Source organism: Synechocystis sp. IPPAS B-1465, from assembly GCF_003015225.1.
GTDB lineage: Bacteria > Cyanobacteriota > Cyanobacteriia > Cyanobacteriales > Microcystaceae > Synechocystis.
Genome location: NZ_CP028094.1, coordinates 1,549,624 through 1,565,792 on the forward strand (window position 1 = coordinate 1,549,624; position 16,169 = coordinate 1,565,792).

Here is a 16,169-nt window from a genome sequence, read left to right on the forward strand (position 1 = left end):
GTTTTTCTTGACCATATTTAAAGTTCCACCAAAGGTCTGCTCCACCTATTGGGAAGAATTTTTTTTGCAAACCCCTAACCAAGGCAAGATGCGGCGTTCCCTAATCCATCTGTTATCTTTGTAAAGAAAAATTTACAACTTTGTCCATGGTTATTGCCGCCTCTCCCTCCGTTCCTTGTCCTAGCACCGAGCAGGTGCGCCAGGCGATCGCCGCTAGTCGGGACTTCCTGCTATCGGAACAATATGCCGATGGCTACTGGTGGTCTGAGTTGGAATCCAATGTCACCATCACTGCCGAAGTGGTCATACTGCACAAAATTTGGGGCACAGCGGCCCAAAGACCCCTGGAGAAGGCGAAGAATTACCTGTTGCAACAACAACGGGACCATGGCGGTTGGGAACTGTACTATGGTGATGGCGGTGAACTAAGTACCAGTGTGGAAGCCTACACTGCCCTGCGAATTTTGGGGGTTCCAGCCACCGATCCTGCCTTGGTCAAAGCGAAAAATTTCATTGTCGGCCGGGGGGGCATTAGCAAATCCCGCATTTTTACCAAAATGCATCTGGCGTTAATCGGTTGCTACGACTGGCGGGGTACTCCTTCCATTCCCCCCTGGGTGATGCTTTTGCCCAACAATTTTTTCTTTAACATTTACGAAATGTCCAGTTGGGCCCGTTCTAGTACGGTCCCCCTGATGATTGTTTGTGACCAAAAGCCCGTTTACGACATTGCCCAGGGTCTGCGGGTGGACGAACTCTATGCGGAAGGGATGGAAAATGTCCAGTATAAATTGCCGGAGAGTGGCACTATTTGGGATATTTTCATCGGTTTGGATAGCCTATTTAAGCTACAGGAACAAGCCAAGGTAGTACCTTTCCGAGAACAGGGTTTGGCCCTGGCGGAAAAGTGGATTTTAGAACGACAAGAAGTCAGTGGCGATTGGGGCGGCATTATTCCCGCTATGCTGAATTCCCTGCTGGCGTTGAAAGTGTTGGGCTATGACGTTAACGATCTCTATGTGCAAAGGGGCCTAGCGGCGATCGATAATTTCGCGGTGGAAACGGAAGATAGCTATGCCATTCAAGCCTGTGTTTCCCCTGTGTGGGATACGGCCTGGGTTGTGCGGGCTTTGGCGGAAGCGGATCTAGGTAAGGATCATCCCGCCTTGGTTAAAGCGGGGCAATGGTTGTTGGATAAACAAATTCTCACCTACGGCGATTGGCAGATCAAAAATCCCCACGGTGAACCGGGAGCTTGGGCGTTTGAATTTGATAATAATTTCTACCCTGACATTGACGACACCTGCGTGGTGATGATGGCGTTACAGGGCATTACCCTCCCCGATGAGGAACGTAAACAGGGGGCCATTAATAAGGCCTTGCAGTGGATAGCCACCATGCAATGTAAAACCGGAGGCTGGGCCGCCTTTGACATTGACAATGACCAAGATTGGCTTAACCAGTTACCCTACGGTGATTTGAAAGCCATGATTGACCCCAGCACCGCCGATATTACCGCCCGGGTGGTTGAAATGCTGGGAGCCTGTGGTTTGACCATGGATTCCCCACGAGTGGAACGGGGTTTGACCTATTTACTCCAAGAACAGGAACAGGATGGTAGTTGGTTCGGCCGCTGGGGCGTGAATTATCTCTATGGCACCAGCGGGGCCCTTTCTGCCCTAGCCATTTACGATGCCCAACGTTTTGCCCCCCAAATCAAAACGGCGATCGCCTGGTTGTTGAGCTGTCAAAATGCGGATGGGGGTTGGGGAGAAACCTGTGAAAGTTATAAAAACAAGCAGTTAAAGGGTCAAGGTAACAGCACTGCTTCCCAAACAGCCTGGGCCCTAATTGGTTTGTTAGATGCCCTCAAATATTTACCCAGCCTGGGACAAGATGCCAAACTAACCACGGCGATCGAGGGGGGCGTGGCTTTTCTTGTCCAGGGACAAACCCCCAAGGGCACCTGGGAAGAAGCAGAATATACCGGCACCGGTTTTCCCTGTCACTTTTATATCCGCTATCACTACTACCGCCAATATTTTCCCCTCATTGCCCTAGCTCGTTATAGCCATTTACAAGCATCTTAATGAACCTTGGGGAACCTTGGGGTAATATTCGTCCGGTCAACCCCTGGCGATCGGGGGAAATGTGTCCTAAGATTGAGGGGGTTGCACCACGGGATGTAGCGCAGCTTGGTAGCGCGCCTGCTTTGGGAGCAGGATGTCGCAGGTTCAAATCCTGTCATCCCGATACTTTCCACCTACTGTTGCGCCCCTGCGATAGTACTATGTTAGCCCATTTGATAGGGTTAATTCCTATCGGGGTCGAATGGGAGTTTAGGGTTCAACTCAAGCACCCAACGGTAGTGTTGTTCCTCGACACATCCGCCACCAAACTCAATGGTGTAGTACTCTATTATGGTGTAGTACTCTATTATGTCGTCTGGGTCAATGTGACCAGCAAAAGCTATTTTCCGTACAAGATCATTGATAGCAAAGCATAGAACACGTTGCTTAAGTTCATCAACGTCGATGACTTCTGCACCGATACTTTCAAGGTACTCTTTAGAAGTGATTTCTAAAGAAAATATAAAGAAAAGATGATATCGCTCTTCTATCAGTGTAGGTGGGAAGGTAAAATAATTGGAGCAATAATAAGGTCTCCTAAGGCCATTACTGCCTTCTTCAATTTGTCAAATAAGCAATGGAAGTTTCTCAATAACTGAGGTGTATAAATCACCGTCATCCACGGCTTTAATAAATTAAAGTAACATAATGGCTGAATTATTAATCTCATGTTGTTAAGTATGTTTTTCCATCCACTTTTTGATTCCACCAAGGACGTTTTTGTATATTCTGATAAGCTATCTTCCTAGTCTGTTTTGATTTGTTTAAGAAGTTATCATGCGGAGGCAAATTTTCTATCTGAAGACTTACCATTAAATATACGCTCATCACTATTTCCCGCCATTTTTCTATTCTGGAATAGTCCATCATTCTAAAATCTGCCCACCCCAGTTCATTCTTTATTTGCTTTAATCCATACTCTATCCAGTTCCTTGCTCCATATAAGTTACCCACCTCTTTATATTTTATAGTAGTTTCGAATAAAGCTGAGACGCTAAACGCCACAGTAAGAACGGATAATTTCATCAAGAGACGTGTCAATAGGAGCGTACATTCTAGCTCGTTTCAAGGCACTAAAGTCATGCTCAATATCATTTAAATCAGGAGAATATTTCGGCAAAAAAAGAACTTCATGACCTGCTTCTTTAGCCAATTCTTTAATGGCAGTTTTACGATGAATAGGAGCATTATCCATTATTAATATTGATGGAATGTCGAGGGAGGGTAGCAAATATAATTTTAACCATCCTTCAAAGCCTTCTGCATTCAAACTCCCGGTAAAAACCATCGGCGCAATCAAATCTTTTTTTCCTTTTCTTCTCCCTGCTACTAGATTTTCTCTGACTCCCCTTTTTCCTTGTCTATCTCCATAAACTTTTTTTCCTTTTTTTGACCAGGCATAAATACAAGCCTGGATTGCTTCGAATCCAGATTCATCTATGTAAACTATAGCTTGACTACCATAGAGCTTAATTAGTTCTCTTAACATTCTATAGTACTTAACTCGTTCCTCCCGGTTTCTTTCTCGATAACGTAGTTCTTTTTTTTTCTGTTTATTTTCATTTTCTTTAATGCGTAATATACGGCACTCGGCCTCACTCCAAATTTCTTGGCTCTGTCTATCAATCTTGCATCGGGATTTTCTTCTACGTCTTTTTTTAGAGCTTCCCAGTCTAATTTCCTATGGCGACGCTCTACTTTTGTTGGGCTTAAATCTACTCTATTTAACCATCTGTATATCGAGGCTTTTCCTATTTTATATATCTTGGAAGCCTCAGTTATTTTTCCTCCAGCTTCTATATAAGCTACTACCCTTTGCCTTAAATCTAAACTGTAAGCCATTGTTTAAACCTGTTCATTTTGTACACTCCATAATTTTACATTAAATTCTCTCATCGTTAATTGAAATGACTATACTCCTGATACTTTTGTCATAATACAATACGTTGAATTTGATGGCATTTTTTCCTTGTTATCCGTTACTTGCTAATATCTTTTTTCCCCTCTCTTTCCATAAATAATTTCTCTCACGTATCTTATTCGTATCTTACTTCCGACTTTCCACTTGCAAATTCTCTCTCAAATTTTCTCCATTTGTTCGCTCTTACTCTTTCCTCTTTCCCAAGCTAGACTCCATGATTACTCCTTATAGCTAGTACATATTCTAGATTTTCTTTTTCTAATACTCTTACAAAGTTCTCGCTGCTCTCTCCATATTCACTATCTGCTAATACTACCTTTATATTGAAATCAAGCTCTTTTATTTCTTTGATAATTTCCCCTGCTGTCTCTGGTTTGCTTTTGTATTTATCCCCCTCTTTTAGTCTTGCCTCTGGTTTATATACTTTGCTGATTAATGGTACTGTCATTCCCTTTATAATTCCATAACACATCACCTCTACTATTCCATTTTCTATTTTTCCTAGATTGCCAATATACTGACGCGCAACATAATCTGTCTTTCTTCCTTTTTTCCTATCCCCTGTTTCGTCTATGAGCATTGTTATTGCTTCTCCTTCCGCAAAACTCAGAATTTTATTAATTCTTCTTTCCCTTACCTCCTCTAACGACCAAGGGCTGTTACCGAAGAAATAGTCAAATCCTTGTCCATTTTCTAGTCCTACTACCTTAGCTATTTCTGGGAAGGTTTTTCTCTTGATATTCGCAATTAATCCTAGATACAAGTATTTAAAGTATTCAAAGCTTCTCACTTCTGGAAATAAGTCTCTGTATCCTTCGCAGTATTTGTCAATGAATTGTACTGTTTCTTTTGCTTCACGTGGGGCAACCATATACCACCTCTGCATTTCAGCCTTTTTCCTCCATTCTATCCTACCCACAATGATAGAAGAGCGATAGGTATTCTGTCACCGTAAACATCACTTAGAATGGGAGCCAATGCCACATCAATGCCTTTGGGGTAAAGCCAATGCCCGCCGCCATAACCGTCAAACTTGACAGCCTATCCCTTTCCGATGAGCAGTTTTATCAACTCTGTTTGAACAATCGAGAGTTGCGTTTTGAGCGTAATTGCCAGGGAGATTTAGTGATCATGTCACCCACCGGAGGCGAAACCAGTAACCGTAAGGGCATTTTGATACTATGGCTAGGTCTTTGGGCAGAACGCGATGGCACCGGAATTTTTTCGATTCTTCTGGGGGCTTCAAATTACCCAATGGAGCCGACCGATCGCCAGATGCGGCCTGGTTGAAACGGGAACGATGGGAAAGTTTAACCCCGGAACAAAAACAGAGATTTGTGCCCCTCTGCCCGGATTTTGTGATCGAATTAAGATCGCCCAGTGATGAACTAAAACCCCTGCGGAAAAAAATGCAAGAGTATCAAGAAAATGGGGCTCAATTGGGTTGGTTAATCGATCGCCAAACTCGCACTGTGGAAATCTATCGTCCTGGTCAGGCTGTGGAAGTTTTAGAAAATCCTGAAAGCCTCAGTGGTGAGGCTGTATTGCCAGAATTTGTTTTGGAGTTAGCGTCGATTTGGTAGATTTTTGTAGATCTTTATGGTGTCGCTAAAGGTTAGTTATTCCCAAATTTCACAGGCCAATTCCCCTGCTTTTTGCGAGAAACGAATATTCTCCCGATAATCCACAGGACAATCAATCACTGTGGGCACAGGTTGAGCTAAAGCTTCTTTGAGGATAGGAATTAAATCCGCCGCCGCTTCCACCCGATAACCTTTGAGACCCATACTTTCAGCAAACTTAACAAAGTCTGGATTGCCAAATTTAATAAAGCTGGATTCGCCAAATTGGTTGATCTGTTTCCACTCAATTAGGCCGTAACCGTTGTCGTTAAAAATCAACGTGACAAAGGGAGTGCCCACCCGCATGGCCGTTTCCAACTCCTGACAGTTCATCATAAAACCGCCGTCCCCCGTCACTGCAACAATGTTGCGCTCAGGATAAACCAGCTTAGCGGCGATCGCCCCTGGAATGGCAATGCCCATGGCCGCAAAACCATTGGAAATTAAACAGGTGTTGGGGCTGTCACAGTGGTAATGGCGGGCCATCCACATTTTATGGGCCCCCACATCGGAAATCACCACATCATCGGGGCCCATCACTTGGCGCAGGTCATAAATAATTTTTTGTGGCTTAACGGGAAAACCTGTGTCATTGGCATAACATTCATACTCGGCCCGAATTTCCGCCCGGAGAGAAGCCCCGTAGGGAGTGGGTTTACCTTGGCGATCGCACCGTTTGAGCAAATCCATCAGGGAATCGGTAATGTCCCCCACCACCTCCACCTGGGGAATATAACTGCTATCAATTTCCGCCGGAGTAGCGCCAATGTGAATGATGGGCAAATCTCCAGTGGGATTCCATTTTTTCGGAGAATATTCAATTAAGTCATAGCCCACCGCAATGACCAAATCGCTTTTTTCAAAGGCACAGGTAATGTGATCCCGTTGTTGTAAGCCCACTGTCCAAAGGGAAAGGGGATGGGTGTAGGGCATGGTGCCTTTACCCATGAAGGTGTTGGCCACGGGAATATTCAAACTGGTGGCAAATTCCGTCAGGGCTTCGCTGGCTTCGGCTCGGATGGTGCCATTGCCGGCCAGAATAATGGGGTTTTTGGCCTTGGAAATGGCGTTGGCCGCTGTGCCCAAAGTACGAAAAGCTGCATAAACCTTTTCCCGACTGTCCCGCCGTAGGGGTTTCCCATCCACCGGCATAGCGGCAATATTTTCTGGTAAATCAATGTGGGTGGCCCCTGGTTTTTCGCTCTGAGCCAATTTGAACGCTTTACGAACCACTTCCGGGGTAATGCTGGGGCGGACAATTTGCCTGGTCCATTTAGTCACCGGGTCGAACATGGCCACCAAGTCCAGGTATTGGTGGGATTCGATGTGCATCCGATCTGTGCCCACCTGTCCAGTGATGGCCACCAGGGGCGCTCCGTCCAAGTTAGCATCCGCTACCCCGGTCATCAGGTTGGTGGCTCCAGGCCCCAGGGTGGAAAGACAAACCCCCGCTTTGCCCGTTAAACGGCCGTAAACGTCGGCCATAAAGGCTGCTCCCTGTTCGTGGCGGGTGGTAATAAAGCGGATGGGCGAGTTTTTCAGCGCTTCGAGGATGTGGAGGTTTTCCTCTCCGGGTACGCCAAAAATGTATTCAACGTCCTCATTTTCCAGACATTGAACCAATAGGTCTGCGGTGTTCATTTGCCCCATGGTGGTGCCTAGTTCCCCTAGCTGTGTGAGCTATTTGAAAAATTTGAAATAAAACTATTTTCAAAATCCCCCTCTAGCCTAACGAATCCGGAAGGATTTTGGCATGGAAGTTTGGGGGGATATGATTTAGGTCGGGGAGACAATGGCTAATCGGCGATCGGGGCAATCATCTGCTCTGGGACCACCCAAGCGTCGAACTGGGCCAGTTTCAGGGATCTACTTCGGGTGGATAAACAAACAGGTTCCTAACTCCGGCAAAGGCAAAGTTAGTTATGGGCAAAGTTGCAAATTATGGGCTGTCAATCCATGGGGGCATTTTGATTGAGGCGATAAAACCGCTCTAAACCGAAGGGAACCGCCATTAAAGTCAGTTTTAACGCCCAGGGAGCAAAAAAGAGAGTGACCAAAATCGACAATACGGCCACACAACCTAACGAAGCCCTGACCACATCTTCCTGCACAGTGAAGCACAGGATGGCAGAAAACGAGGCTAAGGCCAAAGATAGGACGGAAAGTACCAACATAAAGCAGTAAGTTCGAGGATGGAGAGGGGAGAATCCAGTCAAAAGCTAAGTTAGGCGATCGGATTGGGGCTAGGCAAATAAACCCTCGGGGCGGCAGACACTTCTATGGAGAAATATCAATCTTTCACCGCTGTATCTAAATATACCATAAAGTTTTGTTAACGAGTGGATAGACTACGGTCAATCCCTCATCTTCGCCTTTCCTGAGACTTGCTGGGGCGGGTATTACCGAAAAAATAGGCAAAAAAATAAGGAAGTCCGCAAGGAGTCTTGCCATGTTTCGACCCTCCGGCTGCTTCCTTATTAATCTTACTCCTCACACACAAATAAATGTTAGCCGATCGCCTAAGGGCGGGATAGCCGAACCTGTAGCAGTTTAATGATTGGCATAGTTTCTGGCTATGGTTGCTCAAGCTCCTAGCTGGGGCGGGGATTACCGTGACTGCGGGGAGAGGTGGGGTCAGCTTCAATGGTTCGGTTTTCCACCACTGAAGTTTGGCCAGTTACATTGGCGTAGGGGATGGGTTCGTGGGCTACCAGGGCAGTGATATTTTGCTCCAACACCCTCAACGGTTGCTCTCCAATGCTCTCGGCGATCGCCGTGCCGGTGTCATCTAGGTAAACAAAATGGGGAATGCCATCCACCCGATAGCGCAACACTTCCGGCAACCATTTATTGTTGTCCACATTGAGCATGGCAAAGTTCACCGAACCGCCATAGTTTTTCTTCAACTCTGCTAAGTCCGGAGCCATGGCTTGGCAGCTAGTACACCAGTCAGCATAGAATTCCACCAAGGTGGGACGACCATTGTCCAAGGCAGTGGCCAGGGGAATGGCCCGCTGGGCTTGGGCTTCTAGGGATATACCCTGGGTTTGGGTTTGGAAACCGAGATAAACGGCCGCACTCAAGGCGATCGCCACTACGGCTAATAAGGCGTTACGAATTTTGGCCGGGGTCATGGTCTAGGGATATTTGTACGAAGTTAGGAATTCTATCCAAGGTAACAAACGAACACTAGGGACTGAACTGATTGCCTGAATTTGCCTAAAGTTAAAACCGATTAGTCAAACTATTCTGTCAGCCATTTCTTAATCCGTTCAATGTCTCGCCAATCGGGCTTACGCTCGAGACCATCATCCAAACTTTCCATCACTCCCGCAGCGATTTCCTGATCAAAGGACATCATTTGCGCCGCTAACTCCACCTGTTCCCGTACACCGGTTTTTTTATTAGCCAACATGGCCAAGGCATAGTTAATCCTTGCCTGGGGATGATAACCGTCAATTTTCACCGACCTTTGGGCCGCTTTGAAGGCCAAAGTTGGCTTGTCGTCCAGGAGATACAGCCAAGCTAGGCAAGCCCACACCGTCGCATTTTTCGGGGAGCTATCGGCAATGTCCTTAAACACCGGGATCAGGGTTTCGGGGCCTTCCCCCCCGTTATATCTGGCGATCGCCTGGTTGAAGGCATCTTCTGGGGAGATTACGGACTCAGTCATGGTCAAAATTAGCTGAATTTGGCAGTGGAATGGTTCAACGCAGTCAAAAAGCAGGCAGATAATCCGCCCAACTCTTAATCTTAGAGGATCTTTGGTGCCCGCCGTGGTCAGCGCCCAAGCCTAATTACCCCCCTCAACAATGCTGTACGCTGATCCCCCCCTCTGATAGACTTTTGACTATTAACACTTAATCACAAGCTAGGGAAACCTAATCAGCAGTTGGGAGGATTCAATTCGTGGACAGCACCCTCGGTTTAGAAATTATTGAAGTCGTAGAACAAGCGGCGATCGCCTCGGCAAAATGGATGGGCAAAGGTGAAAAAAACACCGCTGACCAAGTAGCCGTAGAAGCCATGCGGGAACGGATGAATAAAATCCACATGCGGGGCCGCATCGTCATTGGCGAGGGGGAAAGGGATGATGCACCCATGCTCTACATCGGCGAAGAAGTAGGCATTTGCACCAGAGAAGATGCCAAATCCTTCTGCAATCCCGACGAATTGGTAGAAATTGACATTGCTGTTGACCCCTGTGAAGGTACCAACCTAGTAGCCTATGGTCAAAACGGTTCCATGGCCGTGTTGGCAATTTCTGAAAAAGGTGGTTTGTTTGCCGCTCCCGACTTCTACATGAAAAAACTGGCGGCTCCCCCAGCGGCCAAAGGTCATGTGGACATCGACAAATCGGCCACCGAAAACCTGAAAATCCTCTCCGATTGCCTCAACCGCAGCATTGAAGAATTGGTGGTAGTGGTCATGGATCGTCCCCGCCACAAAGAATTGATCCAAGAAATCCGCAATGCCGGTGCTCGGGTACGTCTAATCAGTGATGGAGACGTTTCCGCCGCCATTTCCTGTGCTTTTTCCGGCACCAACATCCACGCTCTGATGGGCATCGGGGCTGCTCCTGAAGGGGTAATTTCCGCTGCTGCCATGCGCTGTCTGGGGGGTCACTTCCAAGGTCAGTTAATCTACGATCCCGAAGTGGTTAAAACCGGCCTAATCGGTGAAAGTCGGGAAGGCAACCTAGAGCGTCTCGCTTCCATGGGCATCAAAAATCCTGACCAGGTTTATAACTGCGAAGAATTGGCCTGTGGCGAAACCGTATTATTTGCCGCCTGTGGTATCACCCCTGGCACTTTGATGGAAGGAGTCCGCTTCTTCCATGGTGGGGTACGGACCCAAAGCTTGGTTATTTCTAGCCAGTCCAGCACCGCCCGCTTTGTAGACACTGTCCATATGAAGGAAAGCCCCAAAGTAATCCAACTGCATTAATTTCCCTCTCGGCAACTATCCCCAGAAGGTTAAAACCTGGGGAAATACATCGCCGTTTCCCTTGTCCCCTGAAGTTCAGACTTTGGGGGACTTATGTTTTGGTTGGGTCATAGTAACTGGGGTTTGATTACCCGCTACTGATTATCCATATCATTGGTATCGGGTAGGCGCTGATCACGTAACAAGGCTATCATTAAAATTACGGAGAGTTTCAAATAGATAATGATGTAGGATGATAGAGAATATTGGGTAATGAGCTTTTGGAAAAATGTCTACACACTGTCACTGTCCTCAATGTGGTCATGGGAATGTCGTCAAAAATGGCTTTGTCAAGGATAAGCAACGATTCAAATGTAAGAGTTGCCAATATCAATTCACCAATCTCTCCAAAGAACGGGGTAAACCTCTCTGGATGAAACTAGAAGCGGTCTTACTGTATATGAGTGGTATGTCAATGAATGCCACGGCGAAACTATTGGGAGTTTCTACTCAATCAGTGCTCAACTGGATTAGGGATTTTGGCGAAGCAAACTACGAGAAACCGGCTCCAGACTCAGCAATCGTAGTGGAATTAGACGAACTGTGGCATTTTCTTCAGGCAAAAAAAACAAGTTATGGCTCTGGAAGGCATATGACCGTGTTACTGGGAGACTCATCGACTGGGAACTGGGAAATCGTGATAGTCAAACCCTGAGTCGTTTGCTGGAGAGACTGGCAAAGTGGAAAGTGACAGTGTACTGCACCGATGACTGGAGGCCCTATCAACAACTGCTGGATGAACATCCTGATGCGTTTCATGGGATTAGCAAAAGAGAAACAGTAGGAATTGAGAGCAAAAACTCAGATAACCGTCATTGGTTTGCTAGATTTCATCGCCCCACGAAAGTTGTCTTCAGGTCACCCTACATGGTTGATATCACCATGGCAATATTTGCCGAATTTAGGGTCAATGGTAACATAGAACTACTACGCAACTGGCGCCTCTCATTACTTTCTTGAAACTCTCAAAATTTCCAATTCTTAATCCTTGTAGGAGAAAATTGATGTCAACTTTGTATGAAAAATTAGGTGGAACCACCGCTGTCGATCTAGCTGTGGACAAATTTTACGAGCGGGTGTTGCAGGATGACCGCATCAAACATTTTTTCGCCGACGTGGATATGGCTAAACAACGGGCCCACCAAAAAGCCTTTTTAACCTATGCCTTTGGCGGTACGGATAAATATGATGGTCGCTATATGCGGGAAGCCCACAAAGAGTTGGTGGAAAACCATGGTTTGAACGGTGAACACTTCGACGCAGTGGCGGAGGATTTGCTGGCAACCTTGAAGGAAATGGGTGTTCCCGAAGATTTAATTGCAGAAGTGGCCGCCGTGGCCGGGGCTCCAGCCCATAAACGGGACGTGCTTAATCAGTGAAGTTGAGAATTTATTTTATGGAGGCGATCGTTGCATCCTAAAAATTTGCACCCTTTGCCCAAATTGCCAATGGCAGGCCAAAAACTCCCGACTTTATTTGATGCTCTCCTGACTGTTGAGCAGGATATGGGCCAAAGCGTCCACATGCTCTACCTTTAACATTGTCCTGGAGTTTGTCTAAAAAAGTTTAACGTTTTCGGCGACGCTGTTCGTCATTATTGGGGCAGGAATAAGACTAGGTGGATTAGCATAGTCATATCTATGGGCAACCTATGTTTTGGCAACCTGTTAGTCCCCTCAACGCTGACCAGCTTAATTATCAGGGTTCCTATGACCCTAAATTAGTTCTGCTCTCTGTGGCGATCGCCATTTTTACGGCCTATATGGCTTTCTTGATGGCCAGTTCCGCCCTATCGTTGCCGGGGCGTTGGTCACGGAAAATTGCCTTAGCCCTCAGTGGGACTGTTATGGGGTTAGGTATTTGGGCCATGCACTTCATTGGCATGCTGGGGTTTGAGTTGCCCTGCCCCATCAGCTACGATCCCTTGATCACGTTTATTTCTGTTATACCGGCGATCGCCGCTAGCATTTACGCTCTGAACTTTTTGAGTTTCCAGGCCCCGACGGCGAAAAACCTCATGGTGGGGGCTATCTGGTTTGGTTTGGGCATTGGCACTATGCACTATAGCGGCATGGCGGCTCTGGAGTTACACGGCAATATTTACTACGAACTGCCCCTATTTGTCCTCTCCCTGGTCATTGCGGTCATGTTGGCCTTTGTGGCCCTATTATTCCGCTTCCATTCCGCCAAAATTTTCCACACGACCCATGGGCCAGCTTTGGGGAGTTCCGCCCTGGTGATGGGTCTGTCCACGTCGGGTATGCACTACACCGCCATGACGGCCACCCACTTTATCTGCCGCCCCTGGGGAGAATTTTTTATCCAAGGTATTGATATTCAGGAAGTGGCGATCGCCGTCACCATTTCCATCACCCTTTTGACTGGCGGGGTAATGCTGTTTGTTTTGCGGGAAATCAGCATCCAAAATCAACAGCAGAAAATCCTAGTGGCGACGGAATCTTGGTATCGGCAAATTATCGAGTATGCTCCGGAAGGCATTATGGTGCTGGATGCCCAGGGAAATATCATTTTGGCCAATACTTCCATAGAAAAGTTGTTTGGCTATTCCCAAACAGAACTGATTGGCCAATCCATTGCCCTACTGGGCCTGGCAGAACTGTTGCAACAATCCCTCCATCTGCTTCAGGAAGGGGAGGACGTGGGCCCCACCTGCCCCCTAGATCAAGAAGAATTTGAAATCCTCGGCACCCGTTACGATGGCTCGGAGTTTCCCATTGAAGTTAGTTTGACCAGCTTGCCTTCCCTGAGCCAAAGGGAAATGAATATTTTTGCCTCTGTGCGGGATATTTCCGCCCGTCAAGAAGCCCAGCAACAAATTTTGCGGCAACGGGAACATCTGCAGTCAGTGCTCGATTCCGCCCCCGTCGGGGTGGCCATTACCGTCAATGGCATTACCCAATTTGCCAATCCCCACATCGGTGAACTGGTGGATTTAAAAGTAGGGGATTCGCCCCAAAAGATCTATGTGGACCTAGGCGATCGCCAGCAAATGTTAGAAGAACTGACCCAGTTTGGCCGCAGTCAAAGCCGGGTGTACAAAATGTATAATCCCAGAGGTGAAATCCGGGACATTTTGGCTACCTTTTTAGCCACGGACTACGAGGGGCAAAAGGGCATCTTAGGCTGGTTAGCAGATATTACCCCCATTAAGGCCGCCGAAGCAGAAATGAAACGGGCCAAGGAACTGGCGGAGGAAGCCAGCCGCATCAAAGCTGATTTTTTGGCCAATATGAGCCACGAAATCCGTACCCCCATGAATGCGGTCATCGGCATGACCCATCTGGCTTTGAAAACTGACCTGACCCCCCGTCAACGGGAATATTTGCATAAAATTCGGTTTTCTGGTCAGCATCTGCTGGGGGTAATTAACGATATTCTCGATTTTTCTAAAATTGAAGCGGGCAAATTGCCCATGGAAAGCATTGATTTTGACCTGGATAAGGTGCTGGATAACGTTGCCACTTTGATCAGTGAAAAGGCCACCAATAAGGGTTTAGAACTGCTGTTTGACATTGACCGTAACCTACCCCGCCACTTCATCGGCGATCCCCTCCGTCTGGGGCAAATTCTGATTAACTATGCCAATAATGCAGTCAAATTCACCGAGCAGGGGGATATTACCATTGTGGTCAGGCTCCAGGAATACCGTGACCAGGACGTGGTGCTGTACCTAGCGGTGAAAGATACGGGCATTGGCATTAAACCAGAGCACATTGCCAATCTCTTTAACAGTTTTCAACAGGCGGATTCCTCCACTACCCGGAATTTTGGCGGCACAGGGTTGGGTTTGGCCATCTGCAAACGCATTGCGGAACTGATGGGGGGAGAAGTGGGGGTTGAAAGCGAATACGGCCAAGGCAGTACTTTCTGGGCCAAGGTCTGTTTGCAGAAAAGTAATGTCATACCCCACCGATTGGTTTTGAGCAAAGATCTGGAAGGTAAACGGGTGCTGGTGGTGGACGATAACGACCATGCCCGCCTGGTGATGAAAGATTTGTTGGAGCAGATGAAGTTTGTGGTAGAAACGGTGGAGAGCGGGCCGGAAGCCCTTAATTTTTTAGCAGAAGCTGATCGGGAGAACCATCCCCACAGCATTGTTTTCATTGATTGGCAAATGCCCAATATGGATGGCTTGGAAGTAGCCCGTCGTTTGAAAGCCATGGGGTTAAACCATCAGCCGTCGATTTTTATTGTCACTGCCTACGGTCGGGAAGAATTGTTTGTTAAAGCCAAAAGCCTCGGCATTGATGATGTTTTGGTCAAGCCCATTAGTCCCTCTGTTTTATTCGACAGTTTGGCGAGGGTGCTGGGGGATCCCACGGCCCTGGCCCAGGAAATGCGACAATCTTCGGGCATTGGGGCGGAAGACTTGGCCTTGGAAAAATTACGGCGTATTCGCGGGGCCCGCATTTTGTTGGTGGAGGACAATGAAATTAACCAGGAAGTGGCGGCGGAATTATTACGGGATGTGGGTTTCAACGTCGATGTGGCGGCCAATGGTTTAATTGCTCTGGAAAGACTGAACAATAATGCTTACGCCTTGGTTTTAATGGATATGCAAATGCCGGAAATGGATGGCATCGAGGCAACGATCGCCATTCGTCAGAATCCCCGTTACGCTCAGTTACCCATTGTGGCCATGACGGCCAATGTGATGCAGGGCGATCGGGAACGGTGTTTGCAAGCAGGCATGAATGACCATTTAGGCAAACCCATTGAACCAGAAGAATTGTGGAATAAGCTACTCCACTGGATTCCGGTGGACTCCCCCCTAGCCCCAGAAACGATAGAAGAATCGGCCATCAATACTAGCGATCCAGAAATATCCATTCCCCATATCCCTGGACTGAACAGCGATGATGGTTTGCGGCGGGTTTTGGGCAAAAAAAGTTTGTATCTGAAAATGCTCCATAAGTTTGTGGCCAGTCAAAGTTCTTTTCTGCCGGAAATTACTCAGGCTTTAGGGGAAAAAGACTATGGCTTCGCCGAACGGTTGGCCCATACCTTGAAAGGAGTTGCCGGGAACATTGGGGCCCAGGAGCTACAACAGGAAGCGGCGGAGTTGGAAAAAGCGATTAAAGAGCAGTGGCCCCAGCCAGAGGTTGAAAATTTACTTACCAACCTAGGCGATCGCCTGGATAATCTAATTGCCCAATTGACCAGTAATCTACCGCCGGAACCCGCAACTGTGGCCATAACCTTAGACCAGGGCCAATTAGAAGAAATTTGTGACCATTTAGCCCAACTTTTGGGGGAAGATGATGCAGAAGCCGCCGACCTCCTCCAAAACCATGGGGATCTTTTACGCCAAGCATTTCCAGACCATTACTCGGCGATCGCCGCTGGCATCAATAATTTCGACTTTGAAGCCGCCCTCGCCGCCCTCACCACCGCCCGCCAATTTTCCCAACCCTAGGGGATCAGAAAAACGGATTACACTAAACCCAGTCACCCCTTTTAAGCCCCAGCGGCTTAGGCCACTAACTTTTT

General features: G+C 47.3%; 11 protein-coding genes, 1 tRNA gene and 3 pseudogenes. 7 read left to right on the forward strand and 8 right to left on the reverse strand.

The annotated features are described in order from the left end of the window. Positions 1–146 precede the first annotated feature (146 nt). Both shc and C7I86_RS07280 read left to right on the forward strand, forming a co-directional pair. Positions 147–2,090 carry a squalene--hopene cyclase gene (gene shc, locus C7I86_RS07275; RefSeq protein ID WP_010872605.1) on the forward strand — a complete coding sequence of 648 codons (1,944 nt, stop codon included), beginning with the start codon at positions 147–149 and terminating at the stop codon, positions 2,088–2,090. Positions 2,091–2,179: 89 nt separating this feature from the next. Continuing rightward, a tRNA-Pro gene (locus C7I86_RS07280) sits at positions 2,180–2,253 on the forward strand. A gap of 542 nt (positions 2,254–2,795) precedes the next feature. Here C7I86_RS07280 and C7I86_RS07290 read toward each other — a convergent pair. From C7I86_RS07290 to C7I86_RS07300, 4 genes and pseudogenes are all read right to left on the reverse strand, one after another. Next, positions 2,796–3,098 (reverse strand): annotated as a pseudogene (locus tag C7I86_RS07290) (IS701 family transposase); the annotation flags it as partial. A 25-nt stretch (positions 3,099–3,123) separates the two neighbouring features. Then, positions 3,124–3,711 carry a transposase gene (locus C7I86_RS07295; protein ID WP_308417040.1) on the reverse strand — a complete coding sequence of 196 codons (588 nt, stop codon included), beginning with the start codon at positions 3,709–3,711 and terminating at the stop codon, positions 3,124–3,126. Next, positions 3,612–3,971 (reverse strand): IS630 transposase-related protein, encoded by a 360-nt coding sequence (locus C7I86_RS19110; RefSeq protein WP_010871315.1) that lies wholly within the window; start codon positions 3,969–3,971, stop codon positions 3,612–3,614. Before C7I86_RS19110 ends, C7I86_RS07295 begins: the two co-directional genes overlap by 100 nt. Positions 3,972–4,043: 72 nt before the next feature. Beyond that, positions 4,044–4,840, reverse strand: a pseudogene (locus C7I86_RS07300) (IS701 family transposase); the annotation flags it as partial. Positions 4,841–5,058: 218 nt separating this feature from the next. Here C7I86_RS07300 and C7I86_RS07305 point away from each other — a divergent pair. Next, positions 5,059–5,633: pseudogene (locus C7I86_RS07305) on the forward strand (Uma2 family endonuclease). A gap of 36 nt (positions 5,634–5,669) precedes the next feature. Here the strand turns inward: C7I86_RS07305 and C7I86_RS07310 are convergent. From C7I86_RS07310 to C7I86_RS07325, 4 genes are all read right to left on the reverse strand, one after another. Continuing rightward, positions 5,670–7,322 carry an acetolactate synthase large subunit gene (locus C7I86_RS07310; protein WP_010872609.1) on the reverse strand — a complete coding sequence of 551 codons (1,653 nt, stop codon included), beginning with the start codon at positions 7,320–7,322 and terminating at the stop codon, positions 5,670–5,672. A 299-nt stretch (positions 7,323–7,621) separates the two neighbouring features. Continuing rightward, positions 7,622–7,822, reverse strand: coding sequence for a riboflavin synthase subunit alpha (locus C7I86_RS07315; protein ID WP_223211363.1), 201 nt, complete (start codon positions 7,820–7,822; stop codon positions 7,622–7,624). A 441-nt stretch (positions 7,823–8,263) separates the two neighbouring features. Next, positions 8,264–8,806, reverse strand: coding sequence for a thioredoxin family protein (locus C7I86_RS07320; RefSeq protein WP_010872611.1), 543 nt, complete (start codon positions 8,804–8,806; stop codon positions 8,264–8,266). Positions 8,807–8,916: 110 nt separating this feature from the next. After that, a complete protein-coding gene (locus C7I86_RS07325; protein WP_010872612.1) occupies positions 8,917–9,345 on the reverse strand; it encodes a M48 family metallopeptidase in 429 nt (142 codons plus the stop codon). Positions 9,346–9,581: 236 nt separating this feature from the next. Between C7I86_RS07325 and glpX the strand changes: the two genes are divergently transcribed. The 4 genes from glpX to C7I86_RS07345 all read left to right on the forward strand — a co-directional run bounded on the left by glpX (position 9,582) and on the right by C7I86_RS07345 (position 16,095). After that, positions 9,582–10,619 carry a class II fructose-bisphosphatase gene (gene glpX, locus C7I86_RS07330; RefSeq protein WP_010872613.1) on the forward strand — a complete coding sequence of 346 codons (1,038 nt, stop codon included), beginning with the start codon at positions 9,582–9,584 and terminating at the stop codon, positions 10,617–10,619. Between the two features lie 268 nt (positions 10,620–10,887). Continuing rightward, a protein-coding gene (locus tag C7I86_RS07335; protein WP_102014009.1) for an IS1 family transposase occupies positions 10,888–11,618 on the forward strand; the annotation gives its coding sequence in 2 pieces (ribosomal slippage) (positions 10,888–11,218 and positions 11,218–11,618; 732 coding nt in all). 44 nt (positions 11,619–11,662) lie between these two features. Continuing rightward, on the forward strand, positions 11,663–12,037 hold the full coding sequence (locus C7I86_RS07340; protein WP_010872616.1) for a group 1 truncated hemoglobin: 375 nt from the start codon (positions 11,663–11,665) through the stop codon (positions 12,035–12,037). Positions 12,038–12,309: 272 nt separating this feature from the next. Further along, positions 12,310–16,095, forward strand: a complete 3,786-nt coding sequence (locus C7I86_RS07345; RefSeq protein ID WP_010872617.1) for a response regulator — start codon at positions 12,310–12,312, stop codon at positions 16,093–16,095. Positions 16,096–16,169 lie beyond the last annotated feature (74 nt).

What these genes read in the sequence shown, in the direction of transcription:
- C7I86_RS07345 (WP_010872617.1), top strand. Translation starts at nt 12,310, where the DNA reads ATGTTTTGGCAACCTGTTAGTCCCCTCAACGCTGACCAGCTTAATTAT.
- C7I86_RS07310 (WP_010872609.1), bottom strand. Translation starts at nt 7,322, where the DNA reads ATGGGGCAAATGAACACCGCAGACCTATTGGTTCAATGTCTGGAAAAT.
- C7I86_RS07325 (WP_010872612.1), bottom strand. Translation starts at nt 9,345, where the DNA reads ATGACTGAGTCCGTAATCTCCCCAGAAGATGCCTTCAACCAGGCGATC.
- shc (WP_010872605.1), top strand. Translation starts at nt 147, where the DNA reads ATGGTTATTGCCGCCTCTCCCTCCGTTCCTTGTCCTAGCACCGAGCAG.
- C7I86_RS07340 (WP_010872616.1), top strand. Translation starts at nt 11,663, where the DNA reads ATGTCAACTTTGTATGAAAAATTAGGTGGAACCACCGCTGTCGATCTA.
- C7I86_RS07320 (WP_010872611.1), bottom strand. Translation starts at nt 8,806, where the DNA reads ATGACCCCGGCCAAAATTCGTAACGCCTTATTAGCCGTAGTGGCGATC.
- C7I86_RS19110 (WP_010871315.1), bottom strand. Translation starts at nt 3,971, where the DNA reads ATGGCTTACAGTTTAGATTTAAGGCAAAGGGTAGTAGCTTATATAGAA.